The sequence below is a fragment of the Pelagimonas phthalicica genome, from assembly GCF_004364805.1.
Classification (GTDB): Bacteria; Pseudomonadota; Alphaproteobacteria; order Rhodobacterales; family Rhodobacteraceae; genus Pelagimonas; species Pelagimonas phthalicica.
Genome location: NZ_SOAP01000001.1, coordinates 960,165 through 973,924, shown reverse-complemented (window position 1 = coordinate 973,924; position 13,760 = coordinate 960,165). Strand labels below are relative to the sequence as shown.

The window sequence follows — 13,760 nt, the reverse complement described above, 5'->3', positions numbered from 1 at the left end:
CCCACCATCCCGCAAGGCATCCCACTGATGGGGTGCGAGAATTCAGAGAGAAGAAGGTCGCATGACAGAGACTGAAGGATACGTCACCGCAGACGGTCGTCAGATTGGCGGCGTGCTGATGGAGCTGAAGGATATCACGCTGAAATTCGGCGGGGTGACGGCGATCAGCGATATTTCGTTCGACATCCATGAGGGCGAGATCCGCGCGATTATCGGGCCGAACGGGGCGGGCAAAAGCTCGATGCTCAACATCATTTCGGGGTTCTATACGCCGACAATTGGTGAGCTTTGGTACAAAGGCAAGAAACGCCCGCAGATGAAGCCGTTTGAAGTTGCACGCATGGGGGTGGCACGGACGTTCCAGAACATCGCCTTGTTTGAGGGCATGACTGTGCTGGACAACGTCATGACCGGCCGTCTGACCCATATGAAAGCCGGGATTGGGGCCCAGGCTTTGTGGTGGGGCAAGGCGCGGGACGAAGAGGTCGCCAATCGCGAGAAGGTCGAGGAAGTCATTGATTTCCTTGAGATCCAGAACATCCGCAAGACCCCGGTGGGTCGCCTGCCATATGGTTTGAAAAAGCGGGTGGAGCTGGCGCGGGCCTTGGCAGCGGAGCCCAGCATCCTGCTGCTGGACGAACCCATGGCCGGGATGAACGTTGAGGAGAAAGAGGATATGAGCCGCTTTATCCTGGATGTGAATGACGAATTTGGCACCACGATCTGCCTGATCGAACACGATATGGGCGTGGTGATGGATCTGAGCGACCGCGTCGTGGTGATGGATTACGGCAAAAAGATCGGTGACGGCCCGCCTGATGAGGTGCGCAACAATCAAGACGTGATCGACGCCTATCTTGGCGTTCCGCATTAACTGGGGGCAAACATGCTGAAAGACATCTTCATAACGCCGTTTGCCGACATGTTTTCGGCACCGGATTTCCTGTTGCAGGTGCTGTGGGAAGGGCTGGTTTCGGGTATCCTTTATGCGCTGATCGCATTGGGTTTTGTTTTGATCTTCCGCTCAAGCCGGATCTTCAACTTTGCGCAGGGCATCATGGTTGTGTTTGCCGCGCTGACGCTGGTGGGGCTGCATGCGATGGGGATACCGGCCTGGATCTCGGTCGTGCTGACGCTGGGCGTAATGTTCGTACTGGCGGTCAGTATTGAGCGCATCGTGCTGCGCCCGCTGGTCGGGCAGCCCGACATTATCCTGTTCATGGCCACCATCGGCATCACCCTCTTCCTGATTGGCGGCGGTGAGATCATCTTTGGCGGTGAAAACAAGGTCATGATCTCAGAAGAGCTTGGCATTCCGACCGGCGACACTGTGCTAGAGCCTTGGGGTGGTCTGCTGATTCTGCAGCACCTTGATATCACGGTTGTTGTTGTGGCGACGGCGCTGGTGGCGGCTTTGTTGGCCTTCCTGAACTATACTCAGATGGGCCGGGCGATCCGGGCGCTGGGGGATGACCATCAGGCGGCTTTGTCCGTGGGGATCAGCCTGCAAACCGTTTGGGTTCTGGTCTGGTTCATTGCTGGCATCATCGCTCTGGTCACAGGGATTGCCTGGGGCGCACGCGCCGGGGTGAGCTTTGCGCTTGAGGTTATCGCCTACAAAGCCCTGCCGGTTCTGATGCTGGGTGGTCTGGAAAGCATCACCGGCGCGATCATCGGTGGCCTGATGATCGGTATCCTGGAAAAACTGTTCGAAATCTACTGGGGCCAGCCTTTGCTGGGCGGCAACACGGAAACCTGGTTCGCCTTTGTGCTGGCGCTGGTCGTGCTGCTCTTCCGCCCGCAAGGCCTGTTTGGGGAGAAGATTATCGAACGGGTCTAGGGCAGCGCGGGGCGCGCAACCTTAGAAATTCGAGAAAACATTCATGACAAAGAACGCAACCAGCAAAACGGCACAGACGGCCAAGGACGTCATAAAGGAAATGCCGAAATAGAAGGAAACGATGGTAACCGCGATCAAACCCAAGATGATGGAGACCAGCACGGTGGTCAGCGTGTCAGACATGACATCCCGGCCAAAGCGCATGAGGGCTTCGCCAAAGGTTTTGGGTCGCGGTTCGTTCCTGTCGCTGCGTTCGAAAAGGTCAAAGATCATAGAAAGCACCTGTGATTGATCGTCATGAGCGCAACCTGCCCGGGAAATCGGGCAAGACTATGGACAAACCGCGGAAAGGCGCGGGCACCTTGGGAGGGGTGTGAATGGCAAAACTGATTGCAATTCTGAATGTCATCGCCTGGGGCGGGTTCTGGGCCTTTGGCTTTCTCGCGGTTAGTGCGGGAACCGAGGTCACCAACCAAACCACCATTGCTGTGATCCTGGCCGTCATTGGCGCGGCTTGTGGGTTGTGGTGCTGGCTCTGGCTGGTGCGCCATTCTGAACAGATTGGATATGCCAAACCCGCCAACCGTGTTTTCAAGACCGATGAGGAGATGGTCTGATGCTTTATCGTACCGCAGGTCAGTTCAAGACCAGCTACAAATCCGATCAGGCGCTGTTCCCGATCAAACAAGACGCGTTTTTGCTGGGGGTGATCCTGCTTTTTGCGGTGGTGATCTTTCCGCTGACCGCTTCTGAATTCGCCTTTCAGACCATTCTGATCCCGATCCTGATCTATTCGCTGGCGGCTTTGGGCCTGAACATTCTGACCGGGTTTGCTGGGCAGTTATCGCTGGGAACGGCGGCGTTCATGGGGGTAGGTGCCTATGCCTGCTACAAGATGGTCACCCTGATGCCGTGGATGAACCCGATCGTGGCGATCCTGCTGTCGGGTGTGTTCAGTGCCGGGGTGGGCGTCGCCTTTGGTATCCCGTCTTTGCGGATCAAAGGGTTTTACCTCGCGATTGCCACGCTTGCCGCACAGTTCTTTCTGGTCTGGCTGTTTGAGAAATGGGCCTGGCTGTATAATTACAATGCCTCTGGCGCGATTCAGGTGCCGAACCTCGATATGTTCGGTGTCTATATCGCCGGTCCGCAGGCAAGCTCGGTCGTGCAGTATTTCGTTGTGCTGTTCATCGTCGCCTTGCTGACCATGGTCTGCATCAACCTGACCCGTGGCAATCTGGGCCGGACGTGGAAGGCGACGCGCGATATGGACATTGCCGCCGAACTCATCGGGATCAACCTGATGAAATCCAAGCTGACCGCCTTTGCTGTATCATCCTATATTGTTGGTGTCGCCGGGGCGCTGTTCGTCTTTATGTGGCGCGGGGCGGCTGAGCCGAACCTGTTTGACATCCCGCTCAGCTTCCGTGTGCTGTTCATCGCCATCATCGGTGGCCTTGGCTCGATCATGGGCAATTTCCTTGGTGCGATCCTGATTGTTGGTCTGCCGGTGATCCTGAACCTTGTGCCTGGCGCGCTGGGTATTCCGATCAGCTCGGCCACAGTCGAACATCTCAACATCATGATTGTCGGCAGCCTGATCATTTTCTTCCTGATCGTAGAGCCGCACGGGTTGGCACAACTCTGGCGCCTGATCCGCGAGAAACTCATTATCTGGCCCTTCCCGCACTAAGCGGGGGCGGCTCAACAACACCAAGACTTGCAACAAAACGACATCAAAATCCATGGGAGGAGAAAAGATGAAGAACTTTGCAAAACTGGCAGCGGCCGCCGTTGTGGCATCCGTGGTAGCCGGCGCGGCAGTGGCCGAGGGCCTGTATACGCCGAACCTCAGCTATCGCACCGGTCCGTTTGCGGCCACCGGCATTCCGCTGATGAATGGCCAGAAAGACTATATGGCCATGCTGAACGCCCGTGACGGCGGCGTTGGCGGCGTCAAGATCGACTTTGAAGAATGCGAAACCGGTTATTCGACCGAAAAAGGCGTTGAGTGCTACGAAAAGACCAAAGGCAAGGCCATCGTGACACAGCCCTGGTCGACCGGCATCACCCTGCAGGTTCTGCCAAAAACCAACGTGGACATGATCCCGATCCTGGCTCCGGGCTATGGTTTCTCGCCGATGATGGATGGCAAGACCTTCCAATGGGCGTTCAACATGCCATCCGGTTACTGGGATGGTGCGGATATGATCCTGCAATTCCTGGCCTCCGAGGGTGACCTGAAGGGCAAAAAGGTCGCTTTCCTGCACCTCGACCACCCTTATGGCAAAGAGCCGCTGCCGCTGCTGGAAGCCAAAGCCGAGACCATGGGTTATGAGCTGCTGCCGATCCCGGTTGGCTTGAAAGAGATGCAGAACCAGTCGGCCCAGTGGCTGCAAATCCGCCGCGAGCGTCCGGATTATGTGGTCATGTGGGGCTGGGGCGCGATGAACGCCGGTGCCATCACCGAAGCGGTGAAGACCAAGTTCGACATGTCCAAGATGATCGGTGTTTGGTGGTCCGGCCATGATGCGGATCTGGCCATTGTTGGCGACAAGGGCAAAGGCTACAAGTCGATCAGCTGGTCCTTCCCGGATGCTTCTTCAGGTGTCATGGCAGACGTGAAAAAATACGTTGTGGATGCCGGTGCCTCTCAGTCCAATGAAACCGAAATGCAAGGCGTGTTTTATGGCCGTGGTCTGGTCATGTCGATGATCCTGGCCGAAGGTATCAAGGTTGCTCAGGAAAAGTATGAGACAGCCGAGATCAACGCCGAACAGCTGCGTTGGGGCCTGGAAAACATCAACATCACCGAGGAACGTCTGGCCGAGCTGGGCATGTCCGGCATGGTTGCTCCGTTCTCTACATCCTGCTCGAACCACACCGGGAACTCCGGCGGTTGGATGCTGGAATGGGATGGTGCCAAGTTTGTCAAAGTGTCTGACCACCTGGTTCCTGACACCTCGGCCTATGCGGATATCGTCAAGGCCAAGGCGGCAGAATATGCCGAAGCCAACGCACCTTGGGCTGTGAACGAGGCCTGCGAGGGCTAAGCCCCTATTCCCTCCGGTGGCGGTGATCTTATCGCCACCGGACCCCCGATTTAGCAAGAGAAGACAGTACCATGCTGGATGCCGCCAAGACGGACGAGACCCTTCTTGAGGTCAATAATATCGAGGTGATCTACAATCACGTGATCCTTGTTTTGAAAGGGGTCAGCCTGAATGTGAAAAAGGGCGGGATCACGGCTTTGCTCGGCGGGAATGGCGCGGGCAAGACCACGACGCTCAAGGCGATTTCCAACCTGCTGCATTCCGAACGGGGCGAGGTGACCAAAGGTTCGATCGTCTATCAGGGCGAAAGCGTTCAGGATCTGGATCCGGCGCAGTTGGTCAAGCGTGGCGTGATCCAGGTCATGGAGGGGCGTCACTGTTTTGAGCACCTGACCGTGGAAGAAAACCTGCTGACCGGTGCCTATACGCGCAAAGATGGCAAAGGTGCGATCGAGAGCGATCTGGAGATGGTCTACAACTATTTCCCACGTCTTAAGGAGCGTCGCCGCTCACAGGCAGGTTACACGTCAGGCGGTGAACAGCAGATGGTCGCCATTGGTCGCGCGCTGATGTCGCGCCCGGAAACCGTGTTGTTGGATGAGCCATCCATGGGTCTAGCCCCGCAATTGGTTGAGCAGATCTTTGAGATCGTGAAATCGGTCAACGAGAATGAAGGCGTGTCATTCCTCTTGGCGGAACAGAACACCAATGTGGCGCTGAAATACGCCCATTACGGTTATATTCTTGAGAATGGTCGCGTGGTGATGGATGGGCTTGCCGCTGAGTTGCGCGAGAACCCGGATGTCAAAGAATTCTACCTCGGCGTCTCGGACGACGGGCGCAAGAGTTTCCGCGATGTGCGGTCTTATCGCCGTCGCAAACGGTGGCTGGCCTAACGTCCAAAACCCCACCGTAACCCTGCAATTTAACGTTGACGTGCCACGTCAGGAGGTCAAGCGTGTTCCGACGCTTTCATTTCTGCTATCCGCTCAAGGGCCTCTTCCCTTGTGTTGCGAATGTTAGGACGAAACTCCTGACTGGTCGCGCGTTGGCGAATCTCGTCTTCGGTTTCGCTGCCGGGGGCAAAGCGGACGGTGCCCAGCGAGTGGGCTTTGTTCAAGGTTTTGCCCCGATGGGCGAATTGCACCCAGGCACCCGGTTCAATTTTGCAGGCCTCGTAGTTGATAAGAAAGTACCACTTGTCCTGCCCCGACTGGGCGATCTTGTCACGGATTTGGTCATAAAGATCGTTCGCATCGCGACCATGATACAGCGTGAGGTGACTCAGATCGGCCTCCATAATGCCGGTGCTCGGGTCAAAGCTGATCCTGTTAGACAAGGTTTCCGCGCTGTGATTGGGGGTGTTTTCCGCCCCTTTGCTGCGTCGCGATGGCAGTTTGCGGATCCTTTCAATCGCATCCTCGCGATTGTTGAACAGATTGGGATCAAAATTCTCGGTCTGCGCAGCGGCGGAAATACGGGCCGCGGTTTCCTCAGAGGCATCAAAGCGTACGGTTCCCATACTATGGGCAAGGTTCAGCGCTTTGCCACGTTTGGCATAGGCGGGCCAGGCGCTTTGGTCGACCTGGAGCCCGTGCAAGTTCACCAAAAAGAACCAATGCTTGTGCCCGCTTTGGGCGATGCAGTCTTCGATACAATCGTAGGCCGCATTGACGCTCTTACTGTCCGGGAAATGAAAGCCGTAAAAATCGACCTCCATTGCCTGAAGGTCGTCATGGAACCGCACTCGGTCCGTGAATTCCTGGGTCATGCAACGCTCTCCTCTGACGCGCGTGGCGGCCAGTCTAATACACAGAAGTTAGCAAGACCTTTTTCCCTAAAATCCAATCAAAGTGACAGACGGAGGGTAGCATGAGCACCTATTTCGACGCTTTAGAAACCCGCAGCCAAGACGCGCGCGAGGCCGCCCAGCTTGAGGGTCTGAATGCTCAACTGGCGCGCAATGAGATGAGCCCGGTCAGCAGTCTGTCGGATCTGGCCAAACTGCCGGTGTTGCGGAAATCGGACTTGGTGGCACGCCAGGCGGAAAACCCGCCCTTTGGTGGCATTCCAGTCTCCAACCTTGCCCATGTGTTCCAAAGCCCGGGTCCGATCTATGAACCCGGTGGGGTTAGCCATGATTGGTGGCGCATGGGGCGTTTCCTGCATGCTGTTGGCATTGGCCAGGGGGATATTGTTCAGAACTGCTTTGGCTATCATCTGACCCCGGCGGGGATGATTTTCGAAAATGGCGCGCGCGCGGTTGGGGCGGCTGTTTTGCCCGCCGGGATCGGGCAAACCGAATTGCAGGCGCGTGCGGCCCATGATGTGGGGGTGACGGCCTATGCCGGCACGCCGGACTACCTCAAGATCATTCTTGAGAAAGCCGACGAGCTGGGTCTGACGCTGAATATCACCCGTGCCGCGGTTGGCGGTGGCGCTCTCTTCCCATCCCTAAGGCAGTATTATGCAGATCGTGGCATTTCCTGCCTGCAATGTTACGCCACCGCCGATCTTGGCAATATTGCCTATGAAAGTCCCGCGATGGAGGGGATGATCGTTGATGAAAACGTCATTGTCGAAATCGTCACCCCCGGCACCGGCAATCCTGTCGCTCCGGGTGAGGTGGGCGAGGTGATCGTGACCACCCTGAACCCGGATTACCCGCTGATCCGTTTTGCCACTGGCGATCTGTCGGCCGTGATGGAGGGGGTAAGCCCCTGCGGCCGCACCAATATGCGCATCAAGGGCTGGATGGGCCGCGCCGATCAAACCACCAAGATCAAAGGCATGTTTGTACGCCCAGAACAAGTGGCGCAGCTGGTCGCCAAACATGACGAAATCGCCCGGGCCCGTGTCGTCGCCTCTCGCGAAGGGGAAATGGACGTCATGACCGTTCGAATCGAGGCCTCGGGCGGCGATGCAACGGCCTATGAGCGCTCGGTTTCCGAGCTGCTCAAGCTCAAGGGCAAGGTTGAATTGGTCGAAATCGGCGGATTGCCGCGCGATGGGCTGGTGATCGAGGATGCGCGCAGCTACGACTGACTTTCCCCCTTGTCCCAAGCCTGCGCCTAGCTAGGCTTGGGACAGGAGGATTGGTCATGCGTGTTTCTGTACTAGCTCTACTTTCTGTCCTGATGGCCGGATCGGCCCATGCTGCGGGCGATGCCCTGGTCATTGGCAACAGCCAATATGATGCCATTCAGACCCTGTTTGGCGCGGATCGCATGGATGTCGCCGCCGAGGCCCTGCGCGCCAAGGGCTTGGATGTCACCGAGTTGCAGGATGCCTCATCGGATGAAATGCGCTTGGGGCTGAGTGACTTTCTCAAAACACTGGAAGCCGATGACAGCCCCGTGGTGATCCTGCTGGCCGGGGCCTTTGTGCATGGGTTTGGCGGGGCCTACCTTTTGCCCGTCGGCGAGGATGAGGGCGCAGCAACCTCCGAGGTTCTGACCCGTGGTTTTCCCCTCAACGCCGCCCTGACCATTTTGCAGAACTATCCTGGTCGCGGTTTCCTTGTTCTTGGGGAAACCCCGGTGGAACAAGAGCTTGGGGCCTATTTGGCACCGGGGGCAGGGCGGTTGGAATTGCCGTCTGGCGTGACCGTCATTCGCGGCGCGGCCAAGGACGTGGTTGGCTTTGCGTCCGAAGAATTGACCAATCCCGACAGCGCGATAATCGTTGCGGCCAATGAATATGGTCTGACGGTCGAAGGCTACGCGCCCCGCGACCTGACCCTGCTTTATAGCGAAGAGGTTGTCGCGCCGGTTGCACCACCTGAGCCAACAGTTGATCCAGACGCGGATGTGGCCGCTTGGCAGACCGCCCAAAGGCTGGACAGTGCGGCGGGCTATCAGGCCTATCTCGACAGTTTTGGCGACGGGGCTTTTGCCTCTGCCGCGAAACAACGGCTCAAGGCGATTGCCACGGAACCTTATTACAAACAGCGCCGCGCCGAAGAGGCGCTGGGGCTGACGCGGGATGCGCGCCGCAAAATCCAACGTGACCTCACCATTCTCGGGTTTGATCCGCGCGGCATTGACGGGATCTTTGGCCCCGGATCACGCAAGGCGATTGGACGCTGGCAAGAGGCGATTGGTGATGTGCCTTCGACCTATCTGACCCAACCGGAAATCGATCGCCTGTCTGCCGCCGCCGCCAAACGCGCCGAAGAGCTTGAGGAAGAGGCCCGCAAACGTCAGGCTCTGGTGGAAAAGGCCGACAATGCCCTTTGGGCCGCGACCACCTCGCAGGGCAGCGAAGGGGCTTTGCGCAATTACTTGAACCAGTACCCGGATGGTTTGCATGCCGATGAGGCACGTCGCCTCTTGCGTGCGATTGAAAAACAACGTGGAGACGCTGCCGCCGCGGCGGATCAACGGGCCTGGAACCTTGCGCGCGAGACCGACACCGTGGCCTCGCTGCGCGCCTATCTGCGTGCCCGGCCCGAGGGGGCCTTTGCCGGTGAAGCCAAAGCGCGGATCGCAGAGTTGCAGCGCGCTGCCGAGTTCGAAAAGGACCGCCAGGCGGCCCTGTCCGAGGAACAAGCCCTGTCCCTGAACCCGGTCGCCCGGCAATTGGCCGAAGCGCGGCTGGCCAAACTGGGCATGAAGCCCGGCAAGGTCGACGGCCGCTTTGACAAACAAACCCGCGCCGCAATCCGTCGCTATCAAAAGGCGCATGGGCTGCGGGTGTCAGGCTTTCTGGACGAACAAACCGTGGTGCAACTGCTGGCGGGGAGCTTGTTGGGGCGGTAATTGAACGGTGCAGACAAGCGGTTATTTCGCTGGTGTCGACGAAGCAATCACAAAGGGGTTTGATCGTTAAACATTGGGACAAGGGGCCACTCTGAGCCCGTACCTACCAACTATCGTTCCGAATAGATCAAAATTGCCAGCCAAATCGGGTAGGCAATATATGCTGCCAAGCATACTCTTTTTGACCCCACATAATACTCAGCTGTTATCACAATGAGCGAACAAAACGCCCAGACAAGAGTGACGACAAAGGGAAACTCTACACTTCCCAAAATGCCGAGGACGTCCGCCACTGAGACCAAAAGTCCCGCAAATGCGATTGTCCTTATGCTGTTTCGCCAAATCGGATGTCTGGGCCTGTCTTCCGTGCCGTAAATTCCAACAGCCAGTAAAGATACGACAAGTTCAAGAAGCTCTGCCACGAATGATGTCCTTGTTACGATAAGGCCCTAACCAATATGTGGCTGCCGATGCGAATTTGAGGCGAGATTAAAAGTCCGCATCGTCCTGAAAGCCGCCCCAAAGGGCCAACTGCCTAACACAAAAAGAAAAACCGCAGACCGAAGTCTGCGGTTTTTATCACTGTCCCGAAATGGGATGTCCGTCAAGCTCGGGGCTTAGCCCTGGCGAGCTTTGAACCGGCGCTGCGTCTTGTTGATGACGTATACGCGGCCCTTACGGCGCACAACGCGGCAGTCGCGGTGGCGCTTTTTGAGCGAACGGAGCGAGTTTGCGACCTTCATGATGGTCTCTCCTCTATCGCGGCGCGCGAGCGCCTGGTTGCCTTGACCCCGGCTATCCGTCATGGACTGCGCGGGAATGAATTCCATGGTGGGCGATACTGGGATCGAACCAGTGACCCCTTCGATGTCAACGAAGTGCTCTACCGCTGAGCTAACCGCCCCTATGGCCTGCGCCTTTTCCTAGCCCCGAAATAAAACGGGGCGCGGATCACCGCGCCGGTTCGCGCTCTATAAAAGGAGTCGGAACGGGGATCAAGAGCGTTGATAGAGGTTTTTTTCTGGTTATGATCCAAGACAAAGGAGCGCGGATGCCCAGCACGTCGTACCACTTGCATTTGCCGGATGAGTTTACATCCTGCGTTGTATTTGCTTCGCCCCATAGCGGGCGCGATTATCCGTGGTCTTTCCTGCGCGGAACGATTCTGGATGAGCATACCATACGCTCCTCAGAAGACGCCTTTGTAGACAGGCTGTTTGACTGTGCGCCGCAATTCGGTGCGGCGTTTTTGCGCGCCGGGGCCCCGCGGGCCTATGTGGATTTGAACCGCGCCTGTGATGAGCTGGACCCGGCTCTGATCGACGGTGTGCGCAAGGCAGGGAACAATCCGCGCATTGCTTCGGGCCTTGGGGTTGTGCCGCGCGTCGTGGCCAATGGGCGCGCAATTTATCGCGGCAAATTGCCGAGATCCGAGGCGGATAAGCGAATCACCCGGATCTGGCGGCCCTATCACGACAAGTTGGGTGAGCTTTTGGTGCAGTCGCGCGCGCAGTTTGGCACCAGCGTCTTGATTGACTGCCATTCCATGCCACATGAGGCCGTGCGCCAAAGCGGCAAAAAGGGTGATCTGCCACAGATCGTGATCGGCGATCGGTTCGGGGCTTCGGCCAGTTCCGAGATTGTTGAGCGGGTTGAGGCGGCCTTTGCCCAGGCCGGTTTGCGTGTGGTGCGCAATGCGCCCTTTGCCGGGGCCTTTATCACTCAGCACTACGGCCGCCCCTCGCAGAACCAGCACGCCATCCAGATCGAGATTGATCGCTCGATCTATATGGATGAGAAAACAGTACGCCCGAATGGCAATTTCCACCCTTTCCGCAAATTGCTGCGTGGTGTGGTGGCTGAATTGGCCGCAATAGGCCCGCAACAACAGGAACAGTTGGCGGCGGAATAGTCAGCCAAGTAGACGATCCAAAGCGGCATCCAGCGCGCTGGTATCTGCGATTTGCAACCTGACTGGAACCACCAGAACCTTTGGTCGAAACTCGGGCGGCAGGCGCACTGCGTCTTTTTCCGTGGTGACCAATTGCGCGCCCAGCATGCGCGCCTCGGTCTCAAGCCGTGACAGCAGCGAGGGGGAAAAGCTTTGGTGATCTGCCAAAGCTTCGGCGCGTTTGATATCGGCCCCGAGGCCGCGCAGGGTGGCAAAGAATTTCTCGGGGTGGCCGATACCGGCAAAGGCCAGGGCGGGCAGGTCTTGCCAATCCATGCCGGTTTGCAACGGTTCCAGCTTGCCGGTCAGGTGCGGCACGGTCAGAGCGTCCCCCCAGGTCTCGGCAAAGCGTGTCTGAGCGGCGTCCTGCCCGATGGAAAGAACAAAATCCGCCCGCTTCAGCCCCTCAGCCACAGGTTCGCGCAAGGGACCGGCGGGCAGACAACGCCCATTGGCAAAGCCCACAACCGCGTCCACCGTGACAAGGGTCAGGTCCTTCTTCACGCTTGGGTTTTGCATACCATCATCCAGCAGGATGATCTCGGCACCGGCCTCTTGCGCGGCGCGCACCCCGGCAGCGCGATCCTTGGCGACCCAGGTGCGGGTAAAGGCGGCAATCAACAAGGGCTCGTCGCCGGTTTGATCTGCCCTGTGTTGACGGGGATCAACTTCAACCGGGCCGCTCAGACTGCCGCCATAGCCGCGCGACACAACGTGTACGGTCAAACCGCGTGCCATCAGGTGTTGGGCAAGCGCGATGGTTGTTGGTGTCTTGCCCGTGCCCCCGGCATTGATATTGCCAATGCAAATCACCGGGACATCAGCCGTGATATCCGGTGCACGCGCCACCCGCCTCGCTGTTGCCCGCGCCGTCAAAGCTGCCAAAGGGGCCAGCAGGCGGGCGCGCAGGGCAGGTTTGTCCGGGGATGTCAGCCAGAAACGGGGCGGGCGCATCAAGGCTCTCCTTCTTTGTCGAGCTCTGCGCATATCTCGGACAGCACCGCATCGACAAGGGCCGCGCCCGAGGAAACCAGATCCCAGCCCGCATGGGCCATGACAGCGGCCTGATCCGGTGCCACCAGATGCGAGACCGCCGCCGCCAGACTGTCAGCGTCGCGCACGATCCGTGCGGCTCCGGCTTCGACCAGACGCGAATAGGCATCGACATGCTGGCCGACATTTGGCCCATAAAGGATCGCCGCACCCAAAGCCGCCGCCAGAAAAGGGTCTTGTCCGCCATGCCCGGCTGTCAGTGAGCCGCCAAGGAAAACCAAAGGGGCAAGCCGATACCACAGGCCTAACTCCTCAGGCGTTTCGGTGATCAGCACTTGGGTTAACTCATCCGGCGTTTCGCCCAAATCCCAATTGCATATCCGCATTTGCAGCTCATCGGCCTCGGCCTTCATGCGCGGATAGTCGTCTTCGCTGGCCGGGACCATGATCAGCAACAGGCGATGGGCCAGACGGGTGGCCATGCGATGGGCGCGCAAAATGTCTCCGGCCTCGTCCGATTGCAGGTTTGCCGCCAACCAGACCGGGCGGCCGGACAGGATCTGCGCCAGCTCTTCATGTGTTTGATCGTCACAAGGCGGCGGGGGATCATTGTCGATCAACGGCCCCTTTTTGCGCAACAGCTCGCGATCAACCCCCAGCCTGCGCAGCCTGCGATTGGCCGAGGCATCCACCGTGTAAAAGCTGTCAAAAAGGGTCAGCGTGGCGGGGCCGGGGTCTGGCATCCAACGCGGAGCAGGGGTTTGCCACAGCTTGTCGCGGGCATCCAAAGCGATCAGATAGGCCCCTTGTTTCTTAAGCTCATCCAGCAGGGCAGGGCGCAAGCTGCGCCCGGTCCACAAGACGATGTCGGGGCGCAGGCCGCTGGCGAATTGCGCGCATTCCGCCACGGTTTCGGCGGGCAAGCTTATGTGGGTCAGATCAGGGCGCACCGGTATTTTGCCAGAGGCAAAGACGCTGATTTCGGGCCGAATGCCCAAAAGCCGGGCGCATAGGCTGCCCAAAGCCCGGCCTTGTTCGTGTTCTTCGGCATAGGCCCAGATCACCGGACCCGAAGGGCGATCCGGCAACGAAATGGGTTTTGCAAAAGCGCTGCCGCGCGCATAGGCCAAATAGGCTGCAAGCGATAACGCGCGGCGCGACAT

Annotated in this window: 15 protein-coding genes and 1 tRNA gene; 9 read left to right on the top strand and 7 right to left on the bottom strand. The window is 58.2% G+C overall.

What is annotated here, in order from left to right:
• Nucleotides 1–61: 61 nt before the first annotated feature.
• Nucleotides 62–874 (top strand): ABC transporter ATP-binding protein, encoded by an 813-nt coding sequence (locus CLV87_RS04825; protein ID WP_099243193.1) that lies wholly within the window; start codon nucleotides 62–64, stop codon nucleotides 872–874.
• 12 nt (nucleotides 875–886) lie between these two features.
• Nucleotides 887–1,840: a branched-chain amino acid ABC transporter permease gene (locus CLV87_RS04820; protein WP_099243195.1), complete on the top strand. Its 954-nt coding sequence runs from the start codon at nucleotides 887–889 to the stop codon at nucleotides 1,838–1,840.
• 21 nt (nucleotides 1,841–1,861) lie between these two features.
• Here the strand turns inward: CLV87_RS04820 and CLV87_RS04815 are convergent, their stop codons facing one another.
• A complete protein-coding gene (locus CLV87_RS04815) occupies nucleotides 1,862–2,113 on the bottom strand; it encodes a hypothetical protein (RefSeq protein WP_099243197.1) in 252 nt (83 codons plus the stop codon).
• Nucleotides 2,114–2,217: 104 nt separating this feature from the next.
• Here CLV87_RS04815 and CLV87_RS04810 point away from each other — a divergent pair, with 104 nt between their 5' ends.
• From CLV87_RS04810 to CLV87_RS04795, 4 genes are all read left to right on the top strand, one after another.
• Nucleotides 2,218–2,457 (top strand): hypothetical protein, encoded by a 240-nt coding sequence (locus CLV87_RS04810; RefSeq protein WP_099243199.1) that lies wholly within the window; start codon nucleotides 2,218–2,220, stop codon nucleotides 2,455–2,457.
• Nucleotides 2,457–3,533: a branched-chain amino acid ABC transporter permease gene (locus CLV87_RS04805; RefSeq protein WP_099243201.1), complete on the top strand. Its 1,077-nt coding sequence runs from the start codon at nucleotides 2,457–2,459 to the stop codon at nucleotides 3,531–3,533. The genes CLV87_RS04810 and CLV87_RS04805 overlap by 1 nt, the downstream gene beginning before the upstream one ends.
• 67 nt (nucleotides 3,534–3,600) lie before the next feature.
• Nucleotides 3,601–4,893, top strand: coding sequence for an ABC transporter substrate-binding protein (locus CLV87_RS04800; protein WP_099244745.1), 1,293 nt, complete (start codon nucleotides 3,601–3,603; stop codon nucleotides 4,891–4,893).
• A 71-nt stretch (nucleotides 4,894–4,964) separates the two neighbouring features.
• The gene (locus CLV87_RS04795) at nucleotides 4,965–5,789 is read left to right on the top strand and encodes an ABC transporter ATP-binding protein (protein ID WP_099243202.1); all 825 of its coding nucleotides are present in this window, start codon (nucleotides 4,965–4,967) and stop codon (nucleotides 5,787–5,789) included.
• A gap of 56 nt (nucleotides 5,790–5,845) precedes the next feature.
• Here the strand turns inward: CLV87_RS04795 and CLV87_RS04790 are convergent, their stop codons facing one another.
• Complete coding sequence (locus tag CLV87_RS04790) at nucleotides 5,846–6,664, bottom strand: hypothetical protein (protein ID WP_099243203.1); 819 nt, start codon at nucleotides 6,662–6,664, stop codon at nucleotides 5,846–5,848.
• 101 nt (nucleotides 6,665–6,765) lie between these two features.
• Here CLV87_RS04790 and CLV87_RS04785 point away from each other — a divergent pair, with 101 nt between their 5' ends.
• Both CLV87_RS04785 and CLV87_RS04780 read left to right on the top strand, forming a co-directional pair.
• Nucleotides 6,766–7,938, top strand: a complete 1,173-nt coding sequence (locus CLV87_RS04785) for a phenylacetate--CoA ligase family protein (protein ID WP_099243204.1) — start codon at nucleotides 6,766–6,768, stop codon at nucleotides 7,936–7,938.
• A 56-nt stretch (nucleotides 7,939–7,994) separates the two neighbouring features.
• Complete coding sequence (locus CLV87_RS04780; protein WP_099243205.1) at nucleotides 7,995–9,653, top strand: peptidoglycan-binding domain-containing protein; 1,659 nt, start codon at nucleotides 7,995–7,997, stop codon at nucleotides 9,651–9,653.
• A gap of 110 nt (nucleotides 9,654–9,763) precedes the next feature.
• On the opposite strand, the gene CLV87_RS24040 is transcribed toward CLV87_RS04780, so the two are convergent.
• The 3 genes from CLV87_RS24040 to CLV87_RS04765 form a co-directional block, all read right to left on the bottom strand.
• Nucleotides 9,764–10,075, bottom strand: coding sequence for a hypothetical protein (locus tag CLV87_RS24040; RefSeq protein ID WP_133840692.1), 312 nt, complete (start codon nucleotides 10,073–10,075; stop codon nucleotides 9,764–9,766).
• 195 nt (nucleotides 10,076–10,270) lie between these two features.
• Nucleotides 10,271–10,396: a type B 50S ribosomal protein L36 gene (ykgO, locus tag CLV87_RS23810; RefSeq protein ID WP_007792261.1), complete on the bottom strand. Its 126-nt coding sequence runs from the start codon at nucleotides 10,394–10,396 to the stop codon at nucleotides 10,271–10,273.
• A gap of 86 nt (nucleotides 10,397–10,482) precedes the next feature.
• Nucleotides 10,483–10,557 (bottom strand) — tRNA-Val (locus tag CLV87_RS04765).
• A 147-nt stretch (nucleotides 10,558–10,704) separates the two neighbouring features.
• Here CLV87_RS04765 and CLV87_RS04760 point away from each other — a divergent pair.
• Nucleotides 10,705–11,565, top strand: a complete 861-nt coding sequence (locus CLV87_RS04760; protein ID WP_099244747.1) for an N-formylglutamate amidohydrolase — start codon at nucleotides 10,705–10,707, stop codon at nucleotides 11,563–11,565.
• On the opposite strand, the gene lpxK is transcribed toward CLV87_RS04760, so the two are convergent.
• Nucleotides 11,566–12,558, bottom strand: a complete 993-nt coding sequence (gene lpxK, locus CLV87_RS04755; protein WP_099243207.1) for a tetraacyldisaccharide 4'-kinase — start codon at nucleotides 12,556–12,558, stop codon at nucleotides 11,566–11,568.
• The gene (locus CLV87_RS04750; protein WP_099243208.1) at nucleotides 12,558–13,760 is read right to left on the bottom strand and encodes a 3-deoxy-D-manno-octulosonic acid transferase; all 1,203 of its coding nucleotides are present in this window, start codon (nucleotides 13,758–13,760) and stop codon (nucleotides 12,558–12,560) included. The genes lpxK and CLV87_RS04750 overlap by 1 nt, the downstream gene beginning before the upstream one ends.